This window comes from Fervidobacterium islandicum, from assembly GCF_000767275.3.
Lineage (GTDB): Bacteria > Thermotogota > Thermotogae > Thermotogales > Fervidobacteriaceae > Fervidobacterium > Fervidobacterium islandicum.
The window spans coordinates 374,836-399,356 of sequence record NZ_CP014334.2 but is presented as its reverse complement, the minus strand read 5'-3'; the positions used below and the strand labels follow the sequence as shown (position 1 = coordinate 399,356).

Here is a 24,521-nt window from a genome sequence, read left to right as displayed (position 1 = left end):
CCTGTCACCTACCTATCCTCAACTTACTTATTAATCTCTCTGAGACTTTCCAAAATCTGAGTTTTATCGGCTGTCTTCTCATCAACCTTCTTAACCATCTTTGCCGGCACACCAGCGACAACGGTGTACGGTTCAACATCGTTGACAACAACTGCACCAGCTGCGACGACCGCGTGATGCCCAACCCTGACACCTTCTAAAATCACAGCATTCGCACCAACAAGGACGTGATCTTCGATGACAACGGGATTTGCACTTGGCGGTTCAACAACACCAGCCACAACAGCACCAGCACCTATGTGGCAGTACCTACCAATGCGAGCTCGCGCACCGATTACAGCGTTCATATCGACCATCGTCCCTTCACCTATAACCGCCCCTATATTAATCACAGCGCCCATCATAACAACCGCCTTATCACCTATCTCAACATACTCACGAATAATCGCACCGGGCTCTATCCTTGCATTGAAGCGTGAAATATCCGCAAGCGGTATAGCCGAATTCCTTGCGATGTACTCCACTTTGTAATGGCGTATATTCTTGTTCTCAAGTACTTGAGATATCACTTCCAAATCTCCAAACAAAACACCGAAGTCTTTACCTACGACAAAATCAAACTCAGCACCTTGAGATCTGTATTTATTGAAATCGATGCCCTCAAGATTTCCGGATACATAAACCCTAACAACATCCCTTTTCTTACTCTTTGCTATTAGTTCAATAATCTCTTCGCTTGTTAATTCCCTTGCACTCTTTTTCATGTCCATCTTACTCCCTCCAATTTTTAAATCTACAATCCCGCAGATGCGAGCACATCGTCGTAGCTGTAGAATCCTTTTTCTTTTGTTAACACAAATAACGCTGCATTCCTCACACCTATTGCAAATGCCCTTCTTGACAAAGCCCTGTGCGTTAGCTCTATCGTTTCACCTGAGTTCGAGAAAATCACCGTATGTTCACCAAAAACCCCACCAACCCTTATGGAACTTATAGGCACCTCCCTGCCCAGTGCCTGCTTCAGTATCTTCGCAGTTCCAGAAGGCGCATCCTTCTTTTGATTGTGGTGGATTTCAACCATAGCGGCATCCCAATCTTCAAAATAAGCACCGTACTCTTTCAATAGCCTTTTTAAAATAGCAATACCGGTCGAAAAATTGTAGCTCTGAACAACTGGCACATAGTTAGCTAACTCGTGTAGTGCATCGAAATGTTCCTGCATCAGAGCGGTTGTCCCTATCACAAGTCCAGAACCATATTTCTTGCACAGCTCGACAGTTTCAAAAACTGCGTCTGGTGATGAGAAGTCAATTATTACCTGCGGTGTTTCGATTTCTTCTGAAAATCCCTTGTCTTTTTTGAAAACACACACATCACCGAACAAAGAAAAATAGCTCTGAATTTCCGTACCCATCTTTCCATTGGCACCGATTAGGCCATACCTTAAATTTCTTTCACTCATTGAATCACCCCCAACTCTCTGAGAACAACTCTTAGCTTTTCCACGGTCGATTCCTTTGGTGGAACGAGTGGGAGCCTGAATTCATTGTTCAGCAATCCCATCAAGTACATAGCAGCCTTAACTGGAAGCGGATTGGTTTCGATAAACAAGGCTTTAAAGAGTGGGAGAAGACGTGTGTGGATCTCGAGGGCTTTTGGAAGGTTAGCTGAGAATATCGCATCCACCATCTCTACCATCTGTGCTGGAATCACGTTCGAAGCCACGGAGATAACACCTTTTGCACCAGCACAAATCATGTGAAACGCCCTATCATCGTTACCGGAGTATATGTAAAAATCGAGGTCTTTTGTCAATCTGTAAATCTCATCTGATTGTGCAACGTCCGGATTAGCTTCCTTTATCGCTTTGACATTCCTGCATTCGGCAGCTAAGCGTGCCACAGTTTCAGGAGATATATTCACGCCTGTTCGAGATGGGACGTTGTATATGACGATGGGAATATCCAACCTTTCGGACAGATATTTGTAGTGTGCGTAAAGACCTTCTTGAGTGGGCTTGTTGTAGTAAGGTGTCACTATCAAGACCGCATCCGCACCGCAGCGTTGTGCACTCAGTGAAAGTTCCAAAGTCTTCTTGGTATCGTTGCTCCCAGTTCCCACAATGACCTGAGCCTTGCCTTCGCACAACTGCTTTGTCAAAGTTGTCAGTTGTTCTCTTTCCTCAACACTTAATGTGGCACCTTCACCTGTCGTACCTGCAACGATTATGGCACTTACACCGCTTTCCAACTGCCATCTAACGATTCGCTCATAGCTTTCGTAATCAACCTCTCCGTTGACAAAAGGTGTCACTATCGCAGTCCCGACCCCTTCGAACATCCGCATTTGACCTGCTGAATTACCCATGTTCGACTCCCCCTTCTAAGTAGATTCCATCACTTTCAAAAAGAACATTGAGCACTCCGCCTTTTGTATGCGCCGTCAACCTGTCAGGAACCTTGTTGTTTCCAAGCACGTAATACTTAACAAAGTACGCTGTTGCAGTAGTTCCTGACCCGCAAGATAGCGTCTCTCTTTCAACGCCCCTTTCAAACGTGCGAATCTCAAACGTGCTGGAATTCAAAACATTAAACAAATTGACGTTGGCATCGTACCTGTGTCTGAGCAACCTTGCAACCTCCATATCAAACTCCCAAATCGCACTACCGACGTACTTAACAAGGTGAGGTACACCTACTGTAATCAACGCACCGTCGAAGTCTTCCAGCTCCTTTTTGGGTATCAAAGAACTGACAACTGGTTCTGGCATCTGCACATAAACGTTCTCTTTAGTGTATCCAACAAGCACACCTGCGTTTGTTTCTATACTCACTTTCCCTTGCACACCAAAATGCTCAGACAGAAATCTCAAAAACGTCCTTGCACCGTTTCCGCAAAAGGCCGCCCTCTTTCCGTCCCTGTTAAAATAATCCATGAAAAAACGTTCATCACGCCGTTCAACGAAAATGACCCCGTCTCTTTCCTCAACAACCGAAAGCACAACTTCCTGCTTTTCTTCATCGCTAAGTTCGATGCTAGTTGAATCGACAACAACGAACGTATTACCGGTCGCAGAGTACTTCTCAATCAAAGTAATTCCGTACCTTCTTAACTCATCTTCTCTCAACTTCTTCGACCTCTCTTTCAACAGTCGGATTGTTCAGTTCACTGTGCAGTTTAAGGATTCTCACCGCGTTTGTTGCCGCTCCAACCCGCAAATTGTCTGCTACAACCCATAGCCCGAACGTTTGTGCATCGAACAACCTCACTCTACTAACATGCACGTAATCATCGCCTGCTACCTCGAGCGGAGTGACAATATCATCGTGAACCACAACATCTTCACCGGAGGCTATCGTCTCAATGAGGTCTTCCTTTGACATTATTGGAAAGAGCGTGCGTGCGATAACACTTTCAGAATGTCCGATTCTAACAGGAACCCTCACCGTTGTTGGAAAGACCGCTAAGGCTTTTGAATTCAATATCTTTTTGGTCTCATTTATCATCTTCCACTCTTCTTGGGAAATATCGTCTTTGAGGTCTCCTATCAAAGGAATCACATTGTGGGCTATCTGCCTTACAAAAACGGAATGAGAATCATCGCCCGAAAGCTGCCTTTCATATTCGACAATGGCCTTGTGACCAGCCCCGGAAACCGCTTGATACGTTGAGACGAATATCTCGTGCAGCTGGTATTTGTCGTGCACTTTATAAAGTGCCAGCACCATCTGGATCGTCGAACAGTTCGGATTTGCCACGATTCCGCGGTATCCTTTCAGTAGATGCCCATTAATTTCCGGAACAACGAGCGGAATTTCCGGAACCATCCTGAATGCGGAAGAATTATCGATGACCGTTGTTCCGACCTCAGCAGCTATCGGAGCGTACCTTCTTGATACATCAGCACCGGCTGAGAACAGTAAGTAGTCAAAACCTTCTCTCATAGCCTCTTGCGTGAGTGTTTCAACCCTTACATCCGCACCTCGGAACGTAAGGATCTGACCTGCTGACCTTTCCGACGCAAATAGCCTCAGTTCTGAAACAGGAACACTACTTTTTTCAAGCACTTCGAGCATCGTTCTTCCAACCGCACCAGTTGCACCTACAATCCCGATTTTGAAACCCATAAACATACCTCCTCTTCTTGCACTTCTCACTTTAGTTTTAAAAAAAGCGGGCTACAGTCTTTCACTGTAGCCCGCTTATGGTAGTCTTTCCCTATTACTTGCGCTTGCTTTACACCACGCCAAACGCAAGCTGACCACCATATAGCGGGCAGCTGCGTTTAGCTTTAGACTTCATATTGAAATTTACATTCGGCATTTCAGAATTTAATAATCTCAGGTAATTTGCCATATCCAAATATCTCCTCACTTAAATTCTATTATCTTTCTCTTGCTCACTTTTTCTCGTTTTTTCTCAACCATACACTTTGCTTGTATTATACCACAAGAGTCCCATGGTTTGTCAATACCTTTCTACTCAGAAAACAACATGTTATTTATCCTTAGTAAAATTCACCTTTTCAACTATATATATGCCAAAAACTTAAACACGCACTTAAAGAGAATTTATAAATAGAAAGCAAAATGCGACTAAAGTTAACAAAATATATCGATTGACCACGCTTGTGTAGTTACATATAATATTTGATTGATTGGGGGGAGCTGCAAGAGAGGATGGACTCAAAGAAAAACCACAACATTGGACGAGAGGAGGAGTCAGATGAAGAAGTTACTGGTGGTACCGGTTCTTGCTCTAAGCTACTTACTTTTTGCAGCTTTTAACCCCACGGTTTTTGTTCAAGCAACCATAGGTGAGCCAGACACACTTGATCCACATCTGGCATACGACACAGCAAGTAGCGAAGTTCTCTTCAACGTGTACGAAAACCTTATCGCTTACAAAGGACAAAGCGTCAGCGAGTTTGAACCAAGGCTCGCAACAGAAGTTCCAACTGTTAAGAACGGTCTTATCAAAGACGGTGGCAAGACATACGTATTCCCGATAAGAAAAGGTGTCAAATTCCACAACGGTAACCCACTTACACCAGAAGATGTCGAATACTCATTCGAACGTGGTCTGCTTTACGACCCAGAAGGCGGTCCAATGTGGATGCTGTGGTACGCAATATTTGGAGTCCACTCAAGAGATGAAGCACTTGAAGAGTTCGTTGGTAAGTCAGTAGACGAAATATTCGACAAAAGTGGCGAACCAAAAGCAGAATACAAGCAAAAGGTTATTGATTTCTACAAGCAAGTTGTTGATCCAGCGATAGCAGTTCAAGGGGATAACGTAGTCATTAAACTCAAAAGACCGTACAGTGCATTTCTCAACATAATAGCACAAAGCGCTCACTGGGCAGCAATACTTGACAAAGAAACGTGTATCAAACTCGGACTATGGAATGGTAAAGCGGACACATGGTGGAAATAAAAAAACGTCGCAAAAGAGGAATCGCCCCTCCATACCTATGCAAACGGAACAGGACCGTACAAACTTGCAGAATGGGATAGAAAGCAACAAAAAATATCACTTGCTGCAAACGAAAGCTACTGGAAAGGGCCTGCAAAGATTAAGAAAGTAATAATTTGGGCGATTCCAGAGTGGTCTACAAGAAAAGCGATGCTTGAAAAAGGAGATGCCGATACTATAGACGTTTCTATAGAATTTGTAGACCAGCTGAAATCAAACAAGGATATCCAAATATTCAGAAACCTTCCGACACTCGCAGTGACAGTTCTTTTGTTTAACTGGTCTGTTAATCCAAATAGCAAGTTCATCGGAAGTGGAAAGTTCGACGGAAACGGTATACCACCTGACTTCTTTAGCGACATATACGCAAGAAAAGCTGTTGCAGCAGCTATTAACTACGACGCACTTATTCAAGAAGTCTTGAAAGGTTCAGGTAAACGAGTGCCAACGGCACTCCCACAAGGTTTACTTGGTTACGATCCTTCGCTGCCGCTTTACAAATTCAATCTTAACGACGTAAAAACATACCTTCAAAAGGCTTGGAATGGTCAAGCTTGGCAGAAAGGTATAAAGTTCAGCATAGCCTTCAACGAAGGAAATACAGCAAGGCAGAGAGTAGCGGAAATGATTAAGATGTATATGGAAATGGCAGCACCTGGTAAAGTTAAGATAGAAGTTCAACCACTACAATGGCCCAACTTCCTTGATGCAACGCAAAACGGAGAAATTCCAGTTTCGATAAACGCGTGGCAGGCAGATTATCCAGATCCGGACAACTTCATTTTCACGCACTATCACAGCTCAGGAGACTATGCGGACAGGCAAGGTGATGCGTTTAAGAAATTTGTTAGCACACCAAGAAAAGAACTCGGTGGAAAAAGCCTTGATGAACTCATAAAAGAGGCAGCAACGCAGACGGATCCACAGTCGCGTGGAAAGTTGTACACACAAATCCAAAAGTTCGTAATTGATAACTGCATCAGTGTTCCACTATATCAACCAACGGCAACATACGTATTCCGTACTTGGGTAAAAGGTTGGAGCTATAACCCGATGAGACCTGGAAACGATTTCTATTCGTTGTATAAACAACAATAAGCCTTGTTACAAAACAAATGGGGCACCGAAAGGTGCCCTTTTTTGATTCATAAAGATAAAAAATTCGGACTTTTCGGTTTTAAGACACAAACTAAAGCATGAATGGAATGAATAGCAAGCAGAGGTAAATCCTGTCGTGGACATAGCGCATTAAAACAAAAAAATCCCCTCGAATGACTCTCGAGGGGTATAAAACCAAGAAAGAGGAATGCCAAACCTTGGGAAGGGATGTAGTTAAATTATCTCTTTAAAACCTTCACCGTAAACCTGTCTTGCTTCGTTCACCAAGAAAAAGGCCCTTGGATCAATTCTTCTTATAGCGTTGACAAGCTCGTGGAGTTCTCTTCGCTTAAGAACAACAAGCAAAGCTATCCTTTCTTTATTCGTGTATCCCCCTTTAGCTTCGAAAACTGTGCATCCCCGTTCAAGTTCTGACGTTACGAAATTTTTGATTTCTTCATGTTTATCTGAGATAATCCACACATTTACCGAAAGTTCAAGACCTTTCAAAACAAAGTCTATCGTTGTTCCATTAACTATGATCGCCAAGATAGAATAAAGTCCAGTATCGATGTTGTACACTAATCCTGCAGAGATGCCTATTGCAAAATCGATGAAAAGTATCGACAGACCAAATGGAGCACCAAAGAATTTGTTTAGGATTTTGGCGATGATATCGGTCCCACCGGTTGATGCGTTCTGTGAAAACGCTATCGCCATACCGATGGCTGTCAAAATATCTCCGAAGAAGACCGCAAGAATTACTTCCTCACCGTGGTATTTGTATATTGGAACAATTCTGTCGAATAAATCTATCAGAAAGTTTAGCAAGAACGTGCAGTAGATAGTTTTGAAGCTGAAATCAAATCCGATGATTAAGAATGCAACTAAAAAAAGCACAGCATTAACGATGTACATCCAAATACCGACGGAAAGCGGCAACAATTTGTTAAGCACAATGGCAAGCCCAGACGCCCCTCCGGCGGCTATGTTGTGAGGAATCAAGAATATAACAAGTCCAAGAGCTGTCAGCAACACTCCCAGCGAAGAGAGTAAATACTCTTTAATCAATTCTTCCAAGCGTTTAGTACTTCCCACGGGAACTTCACCACCCGAACACCGAGATTTTTCAAATAGTTCTCTTTAAAAGAAATCTTACCCCTGTCGCCTTCTATAATCGCACCCGCATGTCCCATTCTCTTACCTTCCGGTGCGTGCCTTCCTGCAAAGAATGCCACTATGTTTTTAGGTTCAAAACCTATTTTCAAAGCATGTTCAACACCCCTTATCTCGTCTTCCCCACCAATTTCTCCAATAAGCAGTACCTTATCGTAACCCATCGATTTCAGCACTTCGAACGCTTCGGCAACATTTGTACCAACTATGGGATCCCCACCCAACCCAAGTGCGATTGAGACACCTGGACCTTCGGAAAGGTGCTTTGCTGTTTCATACATCAAAGTTCCACTGCGGGAAATGATGGCAACTGAACCTGGTGCAAAGTACTTTTCTGGCATTATTCCGACTTTGAACCTTTCTTTAGGATGAATTACACCAGGACAGTTTGGACCTATAAGAATTACTCCTTTGCTCTTTGCTATACTAACCATCCTTATTGAATCATGAATCGGAACGTGTTCGGTGATTACAACGATCTTTTTCACCCCGTTTTCAACAGCATCGTTGAAAGCTTCAAGTACGTACTGGGCAGGAACGAAAAATATTGCTGTGTCAATATGGTCAGGAAATTGCGAGAGGCTTTGGTAAACTCTTACCTTTTCAATTTCTCTTACTAACCGATTCTTACTCACAACACAGTTAACCTTTGTGCCGTATTCAATCATCTTTTTTAAATGAAAACTACCGTACCTTCCAGTCCCACCGTACACACAAACTCTGTCATTTGCTGAGAACATGGACCATCCCACCTTTTCTTAAACTCTCGATGAGTTCTTTCATATCGCTCACAGTTGGGATGTTATATCCTTCAAGCATTTTCCTTGCGAGCAATTCGTTGTTACCGGAAAGCCTGATAAGTAAAGTAAAATCAGGATTTTGCTTCTTAAAATTTATAATTCCCTTGGCTATTTCAACACAATCAGTAATTCCACCGAATATGTTAAGAACGGCACAATTCGTAATTTCCTTAACTTTATTCAAAGCGTTGTAAACACTCTCAGCAGTTGCTCCACCACCTATGTCACAGAAATTCGCTGGTCTAAATCCATGCTCAACGAGGGCATCAAGTGTCGCCATTACAATCCCAGCACCGCAACCGATAACACCAACACCACCTTCGTGTAATTTGACAAACGAACTTTCCGGCATCTCTTCATCTAACCATAGCTGTCTGAACAGAGCACTATCGTCTACGTGGAATACGGCATCAAGCGCTATAAATTCACCATCCTTTACAACGAACGGATTAATCTCAAGAAGCGTTAAATCGTATCTTACGAATACATCTTTCAACTTGAGAATCAGCTTTCTTAACTCCGCAGGGAAATCCTCTGGATTGTTGCTTTTTATAATCCTATCTGGATACTTTTGCGAATATTCTTCTACATCTATCCCGCCTTCCGGTGCAAAAACGATAACGATATCTCTGATGTTCCTATCGATTGAAATAGAAAGGTACATTTCTTTTTCGTGCGGGATAAATTCTTCCACGAGAACCCCATAAGGTCTTTCCCCTTTGATTTCCATCTGGGAGATTTTGACAATTTCTTCGAAAGACTCTTCTAAGTTTTTGACGATTTTAACTCCACCAGCTTTCATGCGCCCACCGACGAGTACCTGCGCTTTCAAAACCTGTGGAAATCCAAGCAGGGAAAGTCTTTCAGAAAAGCCACTCAAGTTTTCTAAGATATCTTCCCTTGTTATCAAAACACCGCTTGGTATCCTGACGCCTTCCGCTTTCAGAACCCGTTTTGCCAAATACTCGTGCACCTTCATCTCATCAACCTCCCCTTTAAAAATTCAAAGAAAAATTCCCCCAAAAATCTGCGGTTTTTGGGGTGCCCATCCCTTAAAGGCAGGTCTCCCGACTCGTGTATCATCCTACTCCCTGCGCCTTCCCAGCTTTGCAGCCAGTGGCATATTGCAGGTTTCGTCCACACTCACGGTGGCCCGACCGTCCCGGATTTTCACCGGAGTTCCCTTTTAAGCTTACGCACCTTTAAGGGTAGGGGATATTCATTTTTCAACTATATCATAATTGAAAACACACTCTGTTTCAAGAAAGAAAAAATCGTCCAAAGTTATCTGCATGGTTAATTAGATATACCTTTCACCTTTTTTCTTCATTATACACCTTTTTGCTAACTTTCGATTTCTGAAAAATTTCGTGTAAAATTCATATCTGTACAAAGTCTACTCTTTTATGATATAATAAGTTAAACCTAATTTACTTTAGGAGGTGGGCGAATGAAGAGCTTAGGGGAGGTTTTGATACAACGAGGTCCATTTTCCGAGATAGTTATTGGTAATTCTGCAATTGTTCGGGCAATGCTTGAAAGTGGTGTTAAAGTGGTCACCTCGTATCCTGGCTCTCCCACGCCAGAAATAGCGGAAGCGATCAATTCTATACCTAAAGACAAAAATCCTCTTTACTTTGAATTTTCAACAAACGAGAAAGTAGCACTCGAATTGGCATTTGGAGCGGCGGTGAATGGATATACATCGTGCGTGTTCTTTAAAAGTGTAGGAATGAACGTTGTTGCGGATTCGTTTGTCCAGCTCAGTATGATGGAAATTCCCGGCGGGATGGTAATTGTAACCGGCGATGATCCAGGAGCGAACAGTTCACAAAACGAACAGGACAACAGGCACTACGCAAGGCTCTCATACACACCTATCTTCGAACCGAAGGATGCGCAGGAAGTCTATGAGATGTTCAAAAAGGCTGTGGAATACTCAAGAAAGCTGCGTTCTCCCGTTGTTCTTCGCTTGACAACCCACACCGCACACTTTAAACAGAAGGTCAGTTTTGGAGTTTACGAACCATCCCCAACTGGTGAACCTCTCTTCGATCCAAACGCCAACGGACCTTACATCCCAATAGCGCAGAACGTACCTGTAATGAAAAGAAGGGCACTTGAGAAACTCCTAAGGTGGCAGGAGATATCTGAAAATTACGCTTTCTTGCAAGGTAATGGGAGCGACGTTGGTATCATAACCGCTGGGCTTCCTTATCTTTCGTTACTGGATGTTCTTGGTGAAAGCGCAAAGAAGGTTGATATATTAAGGCTGGGAATGGTTTACCCACTCCCCAGAAAAGCGATTTCGGAATTTCTCAGAAAGCACAAGGTAGTGAAAATCCTTGAAGAACTCGATAATTTTATAGAAGAAAAGGTGAAAGCCATCGCCTATGAGGAAAGAATTGACGTCGAGATAGTTGGGAAAACCGATATTGAGGACTGGATAGGTGAATACACGCCTGAGAAGGTTTACTCTGTTATGTCCAAATTCTCACCTGAGCTGGTAAGGAAAGTTGAAAAGCCAGTAAAGTTCGTTCGTGTTGTCAACCGCCCACCTCAGCTTTGTCCAGGCTGCGGTCACAGGCCGGTCTTTTACGTTTTATCGAAACTTTTAAGGGAGAAGGATATTTCTGTGGCGGATATAGGTTGTCATACGCTGGGATTTTTGGAGCCGTACAAGGTTGGTCAAATCCTGCTGTCCATGGGGCATTCAACCGGTACTGCTTCCGGTTTGAGTATGTTCAATAAAGATAGGAAAGTTGTGGCATTCCTTGGTGATTCAACGTTCTTCCACGCCGGATTGCCTGGAATTATCAACGCTGTCTTTAACAAACACAACTTTACACTCGTTGTGATGGAGAACGGAACAACGGCGATGACAGGCCATCAAGACCATCCTGGAAAAGCTATTAAAATAAGGCAGATACTTGAAGCCATAGGGGTTAAACACATCTGGGAAGTTGACACGTACCAGCAAGATAAACTCGAAGAAATCCTAAAGACTGCGCTCGAAACACCGGAATTCAACGTGGTAATAGCCAAGCATCCATGTATGTTGAAATTCACAAGGGAAAGGCGGAGAAAAGGCATTATAAAAGTACCGCAGATGAAGGTAACGAACAGATGCACACTAGCTGGTGTTTGTATCACGAAATTCGCATGTCCTTCGTTCCAAAGAGCCGATGATGGAAGCATCTTTGTTCACGAAGACCTATGCATCGGTGATGGTTCTTGTATGGTTGTCTGTCCATCAGGCGCTTTGGAATTTGAAAAGATTGAAACAGGTGGTGGTGCAAAATGACGAAATTCACTGCGTTCAATATCTTTTTAATCGGTGTCGGTGGTCAAGGTATCGGATTGTTGAGCGAGATACTTATCCGTGCGATAGATTACAGTGGTCAAAGGTGTATCGGTGTTGACACGCATGGTTTAGCACAAAGAGGAGGCGTTGTTTCGTCGCATATTAAGATTGGCGATGTAAATTCTCCGCTCGTTCTACCGGGCGATGTGAATTTAGCACTCGCACTTGAAAGACACGAAGCCGCTCGTGCTCTGAACTATCTGAAAGATAATGGAATACTTGTCTATTACAACACATCCTGGCAACCACTACCAGTGAGGCTTGGTAAAGAACCAGAGATAAAAGAGGAAGAAATCGAAAGCACAGCAAGGCAGAGGAATATATCAGTTTTCAAAGTCAAATACGCTCTTCCCGATTCAAGAATGCAGAACATCGCATTACTCGGTGTTGTTGCGAAAAATAACTTAGTTCCCGGTGTAGAACCAAAACACTATTTGATGGCAATGGAGGATCTAATGAGTGAACGCGTCTATAGTGCAAACAAAGAAATTTTTGAGAGTATTTTGGAGGCGAGATAGTTATGGAAAAGAAAAGCGAGATTTCGATTGTATTGAGTGGTGCCGCAGGGCAAGGTATTCAAGCGGTTGAGCATATTCTGACAAGAGTTGCAAAAGATTCTGGATTTCATGTGTTTGCAACAAAAGAGTACATGTCACGAGTTCGAGGAGGTAACAACTCAACCGAGATACGTATCTCTTCCCAACCAGTGAAAGCCTACGTCGATAGAATAGACATTCTCGTACCGCTAAACGACAACGCCATAGAGAGGTTAAGAAGCCGTATCACAGATGAAACGCTCATTCTTGGTGAAAAGAGGTATGTAGAGAAGGAAAAGAACTCGATAGGTCTGATGCTTGAGGAAATCGCTGAGAGTTTTGGGAACAAGATATACGAAAACTCTGTAGCGATAGGTGTTCTCGCAGGGATTATAAACGCCGATGAGAATGCACTGGTGAACAACATAAGGGCTTATTTTTTAAAGAAATCAGAAGAGGTCGTTAAGGCGAACATCAACGCGGCACTCAAAGGATATGAAATAGGGAAGTCATTTGGCCTAAAGTTCGAAATCACCCCTTCCGAGGAAGTCAAAAAGCAATATCTTTTAAACGGCTCCGAAGCTGTTGCAAAAGGTGCAATAGCTGGCGGCTGCAATTTCATATCATCCTATCCAATGTCGCCTGCAACAACGGTCTTTACGGAACTCTCGAGGCTTTCACGACAACATGGGATTCTTGTGGACCAAGCAGAGGACGAGATTGCCGCAGCAAACATGGCAATAGCCGCTTGGTACGCTGGAGCAAGGGCGATGGTTTCGACATCCGGTGGAGGATTCGCATTAATGACAGAAGCTATTAGCTTGTCAGGTATGATCGAAACACCCATCGTTGTTCACCTCGGCCAAAGACCTGGACCAGCAACCGGGCTGCCAACAAGAACAGAACAAGGTGATTTGAACTTAGTGCTGTACGCTGGGCATGGTGATTTCCCGAGGATTATCTATGCACCTGGGAATTTGTGCGAGGCGTATGAACTTGGTGCAAGAGCGTTCAACATGGCTGATAAATACCAAGTCCCAGTCTTCGTACTCACAGACCAGTACTTCCTCGATTCCTTCTACAATGTAGACGAAATGCCGCAAGCGAAGATAGAACGGTACATAATTAAAACAGACGAAAATTACAAGCGATACGCATTAACCGATGATGGCATATCACCGCGTGGAATTCCAGGATACGGAAAGGGATTGGTGAGAGTTGATAGTGATGAACATGACGAATATGGACACATAACAGAAAGTGCTGAGGTAAGAAGGAAAATGGTGGAAAAACGTTTGAAGAAGATGGAGAAAATACTCCAGGACGCTGTGCCACCGAAACTTTTCGGAAGTGAAGATTACAAATACTTAATCGTCACGTGGGGTTCTACTCAACTGATTGTAAGAGAAGCTCTCGAACGGCTCGGAAAAAAAGACGTCGCAATGCTCCACTTTTCTCAAGTCTATCCGGTACCTCCAATTGCGGAGAATTACTTTAAAAAAGCAGAGAAGATTATATTCCTTGAACAAAACGCAATAGGTCAGTTTGCTAACTTGATAAAACTAACGTTCGACGGTGTAGATACGCGCAGAAGAATCTTGAAATACGACGGATTCCCATTCTCTGTCGAGCAAGTTGTTGAAGCGATTTCCAAGGAGGTTGAGTAATATGAGTAGTGCGTTTGATCCAAAGATATACGATATACCGGATGCAGATATCGCATGGTGTCCAGGTTGCGGGAATTTTGGAATAATCAACGAATTGAAAACAGCACTTGCACAGCTTCAGCTTGATCCAACCCAAGTTGTTCTGGTTTCAGGTATAGGTCAAGCTGCAAAGATGCCGCAGTATGTTAAAGCCAACATGTTCAACGGCTTACATGGAAGATCACTGCCGGCAGCTGTTGCTATCAAGATGGTCAATCCAAACCTTGTTGTCATCGCAGAAAGTGGAGATGGATGTACGTACGGTGAAGGTGGTAATCATTTTATACATACAATAAGGAAGAATCCGGATATAACAAATATCGTCCACGATAACCAAATATACGGATTAACAAAAGGACAGGCCTCACCAACGACCGCTCGCGGCCAAGTAACAACACTCCAGTTCGATGGAGTAATGGTTGATCCATTCAATCCCATTGCTGTTGCCGTTGCACTCGATGCTTCTTTTGTTGCCCGAAGCTTTTCGGGAAATTTCCAACTGACAGTTGAACTCATCAAGATGGCAATTAAGCACAAAGGTTACGCACTCATCGATATACTCCAACCGTGCGTGACGTTCAACAAAGTGAACACTTACCAGTGGTACAGAGAAAACACATATCTGCTACCGGACAGTTATGATCCAACCGATAGGCAAGCTGCGTTTAAGATTGCAACAGATAATTCTAAGCTCGCACTGGGGGTTATATACGTAAACCCGAACAAACCTGTGTACGAAGAGCAACTTGCTCCATACGAAAACGATAAAACACCTGTTGCATTGAGGGGGTTGGAGGTATGATTCAATCACGTTTCAGACTCATTCCCCAATTCGTTCTGAAAGATGAGGACGGAAACGATTTTTCTTGGAAGAACCTTTTGGGAAGGTACACAGTGGTGTATTTCTATCCAAAGGCAAATACTCCCGGGTGCACATTGGAAGGTTTAGACTTCACAAAGTTAATCGATGAATTCAACGGCAATGTTGTAGGTATCTCACCTGATGACTGCAAAGCTATCGCCAGCTTTAAATCGAAGAAAGGTCTAAAGGTAAAATTGCTGTCAGATCCGGACAAAGCAGTAGCAGAGCAATTCGGAGTTGTAAAGGACGGCAAGCTTATAAGATCCACATTCATAGTCGACCCTTGGGGAAGAATCAGAAAAGAATGGATTAAAGTCAACGTGAATGGCCATGCCGAGGAAGTTTTGCAAGAGTACAAAAGAATGATTCAAGAAGATCAGGCGCTTAATGATAACATACTACTCAGAAGGGCGCTCAGAGGTGTAAGACCAGATCCTGTCGAAGATGAAAAGATAGAAACGCTCATAAAAGCTGCTCACCTTGCACCTTCTTGCATGAACAAACAACCTTGGCGATTTCTTGTTGTAAGAACGAAAGAAAATCTCGAGAAGTTGCACTCCACACTCTCAGAAGGTAACTACTGGATGAAACACGCACCTGTTATGATAATAGTTTACACAGATGATGAACTTGGCTGTCAGTTGAGCGATAGGAGAAACTACGCGTTATTTGATACAGGCACAGCCGTTGGATTGCTTTTGGCTCAAGCAACCCAAATGGGTCTGATTGCACACCCGGTTGCCGGTTACGACCCCATCAAGGTCAAAGAGCTATTCGAGATCAAAGGAGTGGTTATAACCCTCATTGCTGTTGGTTATTGGGGAAATATTGATATGTTGAATGAAAAACACTTAGCAGCGGAATTTAGCGAGAGAATCCGCAAGCCGGTTGAAGAAATTGCAAAGTATATTTAACTCCAAAACTTTGCAAGCAAGCCGCCCATTTGGGCGGCATTTTTTTAGTAACTCCAGACGTATCCTGTATTTCTTAAATCTCTCTTAAACTTCGGCCAATCGCTGCGTGCCAGACCTGATGTAGAATTTGTTTGAATCCAGTATAGGTATCCATCATTTGCTCCAATGTAAAGAGTCCCATCATCGTCTAGTGTTGCTGAAGAGGGAACGTAACCAATAGACCTTCTCCACTTTTCTTTTCCGCTGGAGGAAACCGCATATACGTATCCGTCGTTACTTGCAACATATATCGTCCCATCCGAACCAACCACAGGAGCGGTTCGTATATAGCCGTTGGTTTTGAATGTCCATTTTATAATTCCATCACTATTAATCGCATAAAGATAGCCATCGTCACTACCTACATAAACCGTTCCGTCAGAACCAATCACAGGTGAAGAACGCACCCCGTGACCAGTTTGAACCTGCCATTTCAGCGTACCATTTGGTCTTACTGCATAAACACAGCCATCATCACTGCCTATATATACTGTTCCATAGTTGTCGATTGCTGGGGAGGATTGAATAGAGCCGTTGGTTTTAAATTCCCACAATGTCTCTCCATCCCAATCGTCAATAGCATACAGTTTTCCATTACCACTACCTATGTAAATCGTTCCATCCTTTCCTACAGCGGGTGAAGAGTATATTGAAGAGCCGATTTGAACTCGCCATTTTTTCGTTCCATCGTATGTGCGTATAGCATAAATTTCTCCACCTCTGTTTGCAACATAAAGAGTTGAGTAGTACAAAGCAGGAGAAGATCTCACCCAATCCCCAACAGGTGTTTTCCATTTGAGAGTACCGTCTGGTTTGACAGCATAAAGATACCCATCATCACTTCCCACGTAAATTGTCCCATCCGTATCAACAACAGGTGAAATGTGTACCCAGTCGTTTGTTTTATACCTCCACTTCATCTGTCCATCGAACGATAGTGCATACAAATACCCATCGTCACTGCCAAAGTAAATTGCCTTTCTGCTCCAGCTTGTATCAATTGCAGGACAGCTCGCTATACTTCCACCTGTTTTAAACTTCCAAATAATATCCCCCGGTAGAGGTTTTTGAATAGTTATATTGATACTTGCTTCTTTTTTATTTCCTGCCAAATCATAAGCTATTGCCTTCAAAGTTGAGGTACCGGAAATGTAACTCCTGGTGTCGATTGTCAACAAGTACGGCTCAGTTGTTTTTTCACCAACTTTTGAATAGTCTAAATACAACTCCAATTTGCTAAGTCCGTAGTTATCCGATGCATTGACACGAACTTCAACTATCCCAACAACAACTTCACCACTTGAAGGTGAAACGATACTAACAGTAGGTGGTGTGTTATCAATATATATCTGAATACTTGTTTCACTGCGTTTGTCGAAAATATCGTATGCAACCGCTTTTAAAGTGTACTGTCCATTCGAATAGCCGGAAGTGTTTAGATTGAAAATGTAGGGTGACGAGGTAGCTTCACCAACTTTGTTGTTATTCAAATATAGCTCCACCTTTTTTATACCGTTTCCGTCCTCCGCAGAGACCTCTATATTTTTCGTTCCCGAAATGTACGCTTCGGATGTCAGTGATTTTATCGATACACTCGGTGGGTTGTTATCTATCATGAAAGATATAGACGCTTCGCTTGAATTACCTGCTTTATCGTACGCTTTAGCTTTAAAAGTATATGCTCCATCTGGATACTTTGCTGTATCGATACTGATAGAAAACGGTCCAGACTTCTTCTCTCCAATTTTCGAACTGTTGAGGTAGTACTCTACTTTGTCCAAGTTATCATCAGATGCAGTGATATCTATTGTAATCGTGCCACTAACGTAAGGTGCACTTATCACAGTTGGAATACTCACCTGCGGTGCTACTTTATCAACAATTATCGTCTTAGTTGCTTGTCCAAAGATGCCGAACTCACTTTCCGCTTTCACAAGAATCTCCGTGCTGTTGTCAGGTATAGAAACTGGAATTCTTACAACTCCTTCAGATATCTGTGTTTCTATCTCTTCAATTTTTCCATTATTGCAATAGATCTCTATTTTAATAAGTTTTGGACCTTTCTGGACCTCCACATCCACAAAGTATCCTACGTACTCATTTTTAATCGTTATTACTGGCTTTCGGAAATCAAGTGTCAACGTCGCTTGATTGGACAGTTTTACATTGCCAACTTTGTCGTAAACTTTAGCTACAACGCTAACATCTTTAATAATCCCTTCTTCAATGGGGATTTCCGGAAGTTCAAAGACTTCTGTTCCGGACTTTTTACCAACTGTTCTTACTTGTATAAGGCTACTACCAGAATAGAGTTCTATTCTGTCTACAACATCGTTGTCGGAAAACTCAACGGTCGCAGATACTTTGACGTTTGGCTTGGCAACAGTATAACTAAGTGTTAGATTAACACTCGGAGGAATGGTATCTTGAAACAGGACACACGAAGATAGAATAAATACCACTATTAATACAAACACCGAGATGGTGACCTTCTTCATATTTACCACCTCGCAATCGGAATACTAACCCTTCCTACCTTCCTTAAACACCGTTATAACGTACAAAACACCGCTGGAAAGTTGAAGAATTGCCGCAATTCTGCCGTTTGTTATCTTAATTCTGAAATTCCTTTGCATTATCGCTTGTGAATCTTTCGATTCGAGCATTTCTATCAATTCCTCGATGGTTATTCCCCTTTCAATCATCCTTTCGTACACATGTGGTGTTAATAGTACGTACTTATCCAAGAGTGAGATGTAGAACTGGTCCGTGAAAATTTCACCTCCGACTTAGAGGCACGCGACTTCAGTTGTGTGAGACTTGGAATAGTTTGCTTTCCTCTTGCTATATTGCCAGCCGTCAGCTATTTGAATCAGCTTGCAGTACTTATATCTTATTCCCTCACATATCCTTTTGCCATTCGTATCCTTAATGTCGAAAAATCCACTTCCTCTCACTGCTACTGCACCTATCCATATGCCAGTATACTTTCCTCGTGGCACAATAGCTTTAACTATATCTCCAGTTTGAAAACCAAAGTGTTTCTTGCATCTTTGCCTATGCCCACGTGGAAAACCGAACTTATCAGTATTGCACATCTGCCTTGTACCACGACCAACTGCACGCCAGATTTGCACATAGCTTTGTGTTATACGTATCTCACTTGACGTGCTCTCACCAACACAGCAAGCATCAAAGTAGTGCTCTTTTGGAAACCCCAGACGAATGCGATTTGCCTTTGTTAGCGCTCCTGTTCCGTATTCAACTGGTATTCCAAAACTGCTTAATGATTTGCTCAGATATGAGCGTATCGAGTTCATGAATGCTGCTTGCTTGTATGTTTGTCTTGCCCGCTCTTCAATATGTGGGTATCCAAACTCAGCAGCTGTTTTGTTGCCCTTCTTTTGGTTACACTCACGGCAAGCAAGTGTTAGGTTTGATACTCTATCTGTTCCACCTCTTGACCTTGGTACGATGTGGTCGATTTCCAGTGGCACATCGCTTCTACCACAGTACGCACACTTTCGTCCCCACTTTTCCAAAAGATATTCCCTTACCTCGTAGCCAAAAAGCGTACCTCGTTGATACTCGATGCCAGAAGTCTCTGGATTTTGCAACTTTTGAGTATCAAACTTTGCATCTTCGATGGATATTGCACTTATTGGCAACAGCTTTGTCAGTTTCCTTACCGCATTTATAAGCTGGTCTACTCTTGCTTTGAGCGATGGTGGCAGCCACCCTTCAGGCCGTCTGCGATTTAGAAACCTAGGCTTTCGATATCTAGTCTTTCTGTTTCTTCTGCTTCGACGAACAGCACATCTGGCATCAAGTTTTTGCTTTATGTCTGTTTTGTGGTGTATCTCGCAAAGAAAAACTGTTTCTGCTACGTCGCCGTCTTCTCGCAAAACTGCTACTCCTGTAGTTTTTGCGCCAGGGTCAAGTTTTAGCCTTAATGGTTGCAACTGACTTTGCTGTACTGTTCTGTCTTTTAGACGTATAGTGAACGGATGCATTTTGTGGACTACTGCCCTGCCACGACTAACTGTCTTGCGCGCTTTTCTGAACAGGGCATCAGAGGCTTTTTGTTTTTGTCCAACACAAACACCATACATCTCACTCCATGAAAATGCCCTTACGGGCCTTGTGACGTGCTAAAGCGGACTCACTTTAGCACTCTCTTCGCCAATGTTGGTAGCCGGCACGTGTGCTGGTCCGTTTCGCCCACACCCCAAAGGTTGTCTGCAACCAGCACTTCCAGTGTCCGGGACTGGAGAAGCATCCCGGAGTGGGTCTTGAGCCTACTACCAACGTAGCACCTTCGTCCCCTTGTCCTTTGGGTCCGGTGCTTAGGCTGGTCAACCAGGGCTTTTACAAGCCCTCGACTTCAGTCGGGGGTAGTTGACCTTAACAGGTCTTCAATTTCTATTCTCGTATCTTTCGATTTAATTGCCGCTTCAAAGAATGAAAGGTCTTTTAAAGCATCAACAGGGTGACCTAAAATGTTTGGTTCGCCATGTTTAACTACCCTGTAGAAATCTTCGAACTCGTTCTTGAATGTGTTTTGGTTTGGTATATTTATCGTCTCTTCTCTTTGCCCACGGACTGTGATTCTTTCTTCGTCAAGATAGATTCTTCCGTCTGTTCCTACAATCTCGAAATATTGCTTACCGCTAACGGCATAGGAAACTGTGTAGTTACCTACCACACCGCTGTTGAACTCGAAAACAGTAGATAACGTATCATCATCTCCGAGGTAATCAGAGACCCTTTTTGTCACACCACTCACCCATGCTATATCTCCGAAGATGACCCTTAGTGCAGCTATGTGGTGAACACCACCATCTGACAAAAATCCACCTATGTGTTTCGGCCTTTGCCGCCATTCGGTTTGCACGTACTTGTTCGACTTATCCATACCGATCCAAAGATGCCAAGCGACAAAGATAGGTCGACCTATGGTATTTTCATCGATGAACGCTCTTATCTTGTTGAACCTGAAATCGTGCCTGTAGTTCTCTGCAATGTATATCACCTTGTCGGTGTTAGTTGATAGTTCAACAACCTTCTTACCATTCTCAATATCCGTGGATATCGGCTTCTCGCAAATCACATGCACACCCTTTTCAACGGCCTTAAATATAAAAGGAACGTTGAGCTCAATGGGAAGTGTTAGGTCAACAGCATCTACGCTTCCTGACTCGAGTAGTTCTTCGTACGAATCGAAAACCGCAGGCTCGTATCCGAGAGCGTCTTTAACCATGCTTGCAAAATCTTCTGCCCTTTCTCTTCTTCTACTTGTGACCGCTGTGATTTCGAACTTGTCTGTAAGTTGAACGAGTGCAGGAAAGTGTAACTCACGTGCCGCAATTCCACACCCCACGATGCCGAGTCTTACTCTATGCATACGCTCACCCCTTTTCACCGTGCCCTGCACGATGGAATAATTTCTCAAAGAACCTAAGAACCTTTGTACCGAAGAACTCGTGGGATCTATCCAACGGTTCTACCTTGATAACGTCAACACCGAGCAATCTGGCAAAGAGCACATCTGTGAAAAATTGGTCACCTATCACGATTACTTCGTGTTTCCTTTTTAGCTTTTCCTTGAGTTTCAATCTTACCTTAAGTCCGATAGGTTTAAGCGAGCGCCATATCACCGGTACATCGTAATCAAGAAGCCTTTTTGAACCGTTCGAAATAATGTAAACTTCCGCTCCATTTGATTTGAGAAACTCAAATATGCTGACTACTTCTTCAGGTACGTGCGCCGATTTCCACGTATTTATAGTGTTGTCAAAATCAAAAAGAAAAATTCTTTTACCTTCATCAAGCAACTTTTTGAAATCTATATCAAAGACAGATTTCGCTCTTCGAACCCTACTGAAGCGTCCCAAACAGCATCGCTCCTTTTCCTGTGATGAATTCAACCTATCCTTCCAAGAAAGGTAAAATAGACATACTGAGCCTACTACGGATAATTCTTTTTACCTTCTGAACGGTATTATCGACCTTCTTGAAGTTGACACCAACCTGCTCTTCTATTTCTTTGTAGCTGTGACCGTCGAGCCAGAGTTCGAAAATCTTTATTTCATCATCTTTCAGCGACTCTAAAATCTCCTCGTGCACTATACTCAAGATAGCGTTTTTGACAACGTTAGTAGTCGGTGCCGTATCTGCTACAAAGTAATCTATCTGTTCATCATCAACGTCATCAAAAATGGAGTCCATGCTTGTCGATTCCGAGAGCATCTTGTTCTTCTTTCGGTTTTGGTAAGTTATGAATGTCTTTACTTCTGATTCGATACTCCTCCAAGCGAATGTTGTAAACGAACTCTTCCCAGGTTCATAATAGAATATAGCCTTTATCAATCCAATTAGACCGTTTTGCACGATATCGTCAAACTCTGCCCATGGAGCGTAGAACTGTGAGGCTATCCTCACGACCATTGGGTAAAATTTCTCTATGATAAGGTCCATTGCTTCCGTTAGACCGCTTTGTGCAAGTTCAACTAACTTCTCAGTCGGCTTACTCCTAAGTGCATACTTTATCATTTACGATACCTACCAGTGCAGTTGATTTTGTTTTTATCTTATATCTCCCCAAGTAGTATATCGGCAAGGACTCCTATATCTCTTGCTATCAGATGTGGTTTTATCGGGCTTTTTTGAACCTGTTCCACGGTGGCTTCTCCAGTTAGCACCAACACCGTCCAAGTGCCTGCTTGTATGCCTGCAAGTATATCCGTGTACAATCTATCACCAACCATACAGGTCTCTTCTTTGCTCACGTTGTTGTGCCTTATTACCATCTCAAGTAGCTTTGGTTCTGGTTTGCCAAAAATTATGTTGGGATAAGCTCCTGAAGCTTTTCTAATGAGGGACGCGATTGCACCTGCATCTGGAAGAGGACCTTCGGAGGATGGACAATTGAGGTCTGGGTTGGTGACAACAAAAAGTGCACCTTTCGAAATAAACTGAGTGGCCTTTTTGACCTTTTCGTAAGTCAGAGTCTTATCGAAAGTTACCACGACCACCTCTGGATCTTCCTCAACAACCGAATGACCGAGTCTTGAAAATTCGTACTTTATATCCTCTGTTCCAACAATGTATACTTTCTTCGGGCCGAATTCTTCGTACAGATACTCTGCGGTAGCAACACCTGCGGTAACTATCTGGTCTCTTGTAAGTTTTATTCCCATTTTTGAAAATTCATCGATGTAACTATCTATAGTTCTATTAGAGTTGTTTGTGAGGAAAACAAGCTTTTTACCAAGCTTTTCAAGTGCCTCTACAAATTTCTTTGAACCGTCGAAAAGTCTTCCGCTCAAGTAAAAAGTCCCATCGATGTCCAATATGAAAAGCTTACAATTCTTGATGTTTTCCTTTCCTTTTTCTTTGATTTCCTGAAATTTCAGCATCTCTCTGCTGTTCTCTAATGTCTCCATCTTTGTTTACCTCCCACATTTTTTCAATATCGTCTATTTTCATAATTATACCATACCTTTGAACGGTTTTTGGAAAACATAGGAAAAGGTGGTATAATTATTGCAAGTCCCAGCTATCCCGCTTGAGAATGTGGTATTATGAAGTTCTTTGTTTTTGGGTTGCTAATATTCATGTCTCTCTTTTCCGTATTATACGCTGAAGAAAGTCATTTTGTCTTAAGTATCATTCCTTAACACAAAGAAGGCTTGTTCGTCGAGTTCACATCGATCGGCTTTTCAACAGGGAACATGGAAGTTTCAACCCAGCCGATATTGGATATCCTTGGTTTGTTCAACTTTAGAATAAGAAACTACGCCACAGACTACACAATTTTTAACAGTGATACATTTTTTATCGATCCATTCTTTGTCAGTAAGGTATACGCACAGCAAAACGTTCCAGAAGAAGTGCAGTTGTACATTATACTCAACTCAACGTATATTCATAACAACACAGTGTTCGGACCTTTGATTTTTAGACCTCACCTCCAAGCGATTTCAGGAGCTGTTATTCTACCTTCTCAGAACAGCTGGGTTGCAGGTGTTATCAGCCGCGGTTTTGTCAGTGCTGGCTTCCTTCTAACGAAGAACTTGGAATTATTTACACTAATCGAAAGTGGTGTTTTGGTTAACGTTTGGACATCACAAGAAAAACCTGAAGATTGGGAGACTGTACTGAACGAGGCAAGGCAAAAATCACTTTACGTCACTGCGAGAGTTGGCGGTATTTGGTACTACGATAGATATTCAGGTATCGGATTAGGTTACAGGTTCATCATTCACGGTGCCGACAGCCCCTTACGATTTGTTCAAGTCTATTCACTGAACGACTTGTTGTACAACTACTTTAACGCCCTGTACTACACAAGTCCGGAACAACAAATATCAATACCTTTTATAACCACAGACTATTATCTTATATCTTAGCTTTTCAACAAGATTTTGAAAACGGCGAGTTATCTGCTCTGGTTTGTGAAAAAAGTACTTTATGAAATTAAGCATAGAGCTAAAAATGTTTGTGAAAACCAAAATTAGCCGTAAAAGAACACATATCTTTGATTTTTGTG

21 protein-coding genes, 1 pseudogene and 1 riboswitch are annotated in these 24,521 nt (G+C 42.8%); of the genes and pseudogenes, 7 read left to right on the top strand and 15 right to left on the bottom strand.

Features of this window, described 5'->3' with window-relative positions:
* Positions 1 to 23 precede the first annotated feature (23 nt).
* Genes dapD through NA23_RS01845 form a run of 5 tightly spaced genes read right to left on the bottom strand, consistent with a single transcriptional unit; the run spans position 24 to position 4,127 of the window.
* Positions 24 to 770 carry a 2,3,4,5-tetrahydropyridine-2,6-dicarboxylate N-acetyltransferase gene (gene dapD, locus NA23_RS01865; protein ID WP_084384011.1) on the bottom strand — a complete coding sequence of 249 codons (747 nt, stop codon included), beginning with the start codon at positions 768 to 770 and terminating at the stop codon, positions 24 to 26.
* A 23-nt stretch (positions 771 to 793) separates the two neighbouring features.
* Complete coding sequence (locus NA23_RS01860; protein ID WP_033191323.1) at positions 794 to 1,462, bottom strand: 4-hydroxy-tetrahydrodipicolinate reductase; 669 nt, start codon at positions 1,460 to 1,462, stop codon at positions 794 to 796.
* Positions 1,459 to 2,340 carry a 4-hydroxy-tetrahydrodipicolinate synthase gene (gene dapA, locus NA23_RS01855; RefSeq protein ID WP_033192486.1) on the bottom strand — a complete coding sequence of 294 codons (882 nt, stop codon included), beginning with the start codon at positions 2,338 to 2,340 and terminating at the stop codon, positions 1,459 to 1,461. The genes NA23_RS01860 and dapA overlap by 4 nt, the downstream gene beginning before the upstream one ends.
* A 19-nt stretch (positions 2,341 to 2,359) precedes the next feature.
* A complete protein-coding gene (dapF, locus tag NA23_RS01850; protein ID WP_249477115.1) occupies positions 2,360 to 3,148 on the bottom strand; it encodes a diaminopimelate epimerase in 789 nt (262 codons plus the stop codon).
* Complete coding sequence (locus NA23_RS01845) at positions 3,114 to 4,127, bottom strand: aspartate-semialdehyde dehydrogenase (RefSeq protein WP_033191324.1); 1,014 nt, start codon at positions 4,125 to 4,127, stop codon at positions 3,114 to 3,116. The genes dapF and NA23_RS01845 overlap by 35 nt, the downstream gene beginning before the upstream one ends.
* 598 nt (positions 4,128 to 4,725) lie before the next feature.
* Between NA23_RS01845 and NA23_RS01840 the strand changes: the two are divergent.
* A pseudogene (locus tag NA23_RS01840) lies at positions 4,726 to 6,573 on the top strand (ABC transporter substrate-binding protein).
* A 234-nt stretch (positions 6,574 to 6,807) separates the two neighbouring features.
* Here the strand turns inward: NA23_RS01840 and NA23_RS01835 are convergent.
* The 3 genes from NA23_RS01835 to NA23_RS01825 are packed head-to-tail and all read right to left on the bottom strand — an operon-like array spanning position 6,808 to position 9,528.
* Entirely contained in the window at positions 6,808 to 7,653 is an 846-nt protein-coding gene (locus tag NA23_RS01835) for a YitT family protein (protein ID WP_033191325.1), read from the bottom strand.
* Positions 7,641 to 8,489 carry a succinate--CoA ligase subunit alpha gene (locus tag NA23_RS01830; protein WP_033191326.1) on the bottom strand — a complete coding sequence of 283 codons (849 nt, stop codon included), beginning with the start codon at positions 8,487 to 8,489 and terminating at the stop codon, positions 7,641 to 7,643. Before NA23_RS01830 ends, NA23_RS01835 begins: the two co-directional genes overlap by 13 nt.
* A complete protein-coding gene (locus tag NA23_RS01825) occupies positions 8,473 to 9,528 on the bottom strand; it encodes an ATP-grasp domain-containing protein (protein ID WP_033191327.1) in 1,056 nt (351 codons plus the stop codon). Before NA23_RS01825 ends, NA23_RS01830 begins: the two co-directional genes overlap by 17 nt.
* A gap of 61 nt (positions 9,529 to 9,589) precedes the next feature.
* Positions 9,590 to 9,768, bottom strand: a riboswitch (cobalamin riboswitch).
* Positions 9,769 to 9,999: 231 nt separating this feature from the next.
* Here NA23_RS01825 and NA23_RS01820 point away from each other — a divergent pair.
* Genes NA23_RS01820 through NA23_RS01800 form a run of 5 tightly spaced genes read left to right on the top strand, consistent with a single transcriptional unit; the run spans position 10,000 to position 15,931 of the window.
* Positions 10,000 to 11,853 carry a thiamine pyrophosphate-dependent enzyme gene (locus NA23_RS01820; RefSeq protein WP_033191328.1) on the top strand — a complete coding sequence of 618 codons (1,854 nt, stop codon included), beginning with the start codon at positions 10,000 to 10,002 and terminating at the stop codon, positions 11,851 to 11,853.
* The gene (locus tag NA23_RS01815; RefSeq protein ID WP_033191329.1) at positions 11,850 to 12,431 is read left to right on the top strand and encodes a 2-oxoacid:acceptor oxidoreductase family protein; all 582 of its coding nucleotides are present in this window, start codon (positions 11,850 to 11,852) and stop codon (positions 12,429 to 12,431) included. The genes NA23_RS01820 and NA23_RS01815 overlap by 4 nt, the downstream gene beginning before the upstream one ends.
* A 2-nt stretch (positions 12,432 to 12,433) precedes the next feature.
* On the top strand, positions 12,434 to 14,116 hold the full coding sequence (locus NA23_RS01810; RefSeq protein ID WP_033191330.1) for a 2-oxoacid:acceptor oxidoreductase subunit alpha: 1,683 nt from the start codon (positions 12,434 to 12,436) through the stop codon (positions 14,114 to 14,116).
* A 1-nt stretch (position 14,117) separates the two neighbouring features.
* Positions 14,118 to 14,957, top strand: coding sequence for a thiamine pyrophosphate-dependent enzyme (locus NA23_RS01805; protein ID WP_033191331.1), 840 nt, complete (start codon positions 14,118 to 14,120; stop codon positions 14,955 to 14,957).
* Positions 14,954 to 15,931: a redoxin domain-containing protein gene (locus tag NA23_RS01800; RefSeq protein WP_033191332.1), complete on the top strand. Its 978-nt coding sequence runs from the start codon at positions 14,954 to 14,956 to the stop codon at positions 15,929 to 15,931. The genes NA23_RS01805 and NA23_RS01800 overlap by 4 nt, the downstream gene beginning before the upstream one ends.
* Positions 15,932 to 15,975: 44 nt before the next feature.
* Here NA23_RS01800 and NA23_RS01795 read toward each other — a convergent pair whose 3' ends face one another.
* From NA23_RS01795 to NA23_RS01765, 7 genes are all read right to left on the bottom strand, one after another.
* The gene (locus NA23_RS01795; RefSeq protein WP_084384010.1) at positions 15,976 to 18,468 is read right to left on the bottom strand and encodes a beta-alanine-activating enzyme beta-propeller domain-containing protein; all 2,493 of its coding nucleotides are present in this window, start codon (positions 18,466 to 18,468) and stop codon (positions 15,976 to 15,978) included.
* 24 nt (positions 18,469 to 18,492) lie between these two features.
* A complete protein-coding gene (locus tag NA23_RS01790) occupies positions 18,493 to 18,717 on the bottom strand; it encodes a DUF4258 domain-containing protein (protein ID WP_033191333.1) in 225 nt (74 codons plus the stop codon).
* 42 nt (positions 18,718 to 18,759) lie between these two features.
* Positions 18,760 to 20,082, bottom strand: coding sequence for an RNA-guided endonuclease IscB (iscB, locus tag NA23_RS01785; RefSeq protein ID WP_033191334.1), 1,323 nt, complete (start codon positions 20,080 to 20,082; stop codon positions 18,760 to 18,762).
* A 272-nt stretch (positions 20,083 to 20,354) separates the two neighbouring features.
* Entirely contained in the window at positions 20,355 to 21,374 is a 1,020-nt protein-coding gene (locus tag NA23_RS01780; protein WP_033191335.1) for a Gfo/Idh/MocA family protein, read from the bottom strand.
* Between the two features lie 4 nt (positions 21,375 to 21,378).
* Positions 21,379 to 21,864 (bottom strand): YqeG family HAD IIIA-type phosphatase, encoded by a 486-nt coding sequence (locus tag NA23_RS01775; protein ID WP_033191336.1) that lies wholly within the window; start codon positions 21,862 to 21,864, stop codon positions 21,379 to 21,381.
* Positions 21,865 to 21,898: 34 nt separating this feature from the next.
* Complete coding sequence (locus NA23_RS01770; protein ID WP_033191337.1) at positions 21,899 to 22,522, bottom strand: sigma-70 family RNA polymerase sigma factor; 624 nt, start codon at positions 22,520 to 22,522, stop codon at positions 21,899 to 21,901.
* Between the two features lie 38 nt (positions 22,523 to 22,560).
* A complete protein-coding gene (locus NA23_RS01765) occupies positions 22,561 to 23,415 on the bottom strand; it encodes an HAD-IIA family hydrolase (RefSeq protein WP_084384009.1) in 855 nt (284 codons plus the stop codon).
* Between the two features lie 246 nt (positions 23,416 to 23,661).
* On the opposite strand from NA23_RS01765, the gene NA23_RS01760 reads away from it, so the two are divergent.
* Positions 23,662 to 24,381 (top strand): hypothetical protein, encoded by a 720-nt coding sequence (locus NA23_RS01760; protein ID WP_052107097.1) that lies wholly within the window; start codon positions 23,662 to 23,664, stop codon positions 24,379 to 24,381.
* The last annotated feature ends 140 nt before the right edge of the window (positions 24,382 to 24,521 follow it).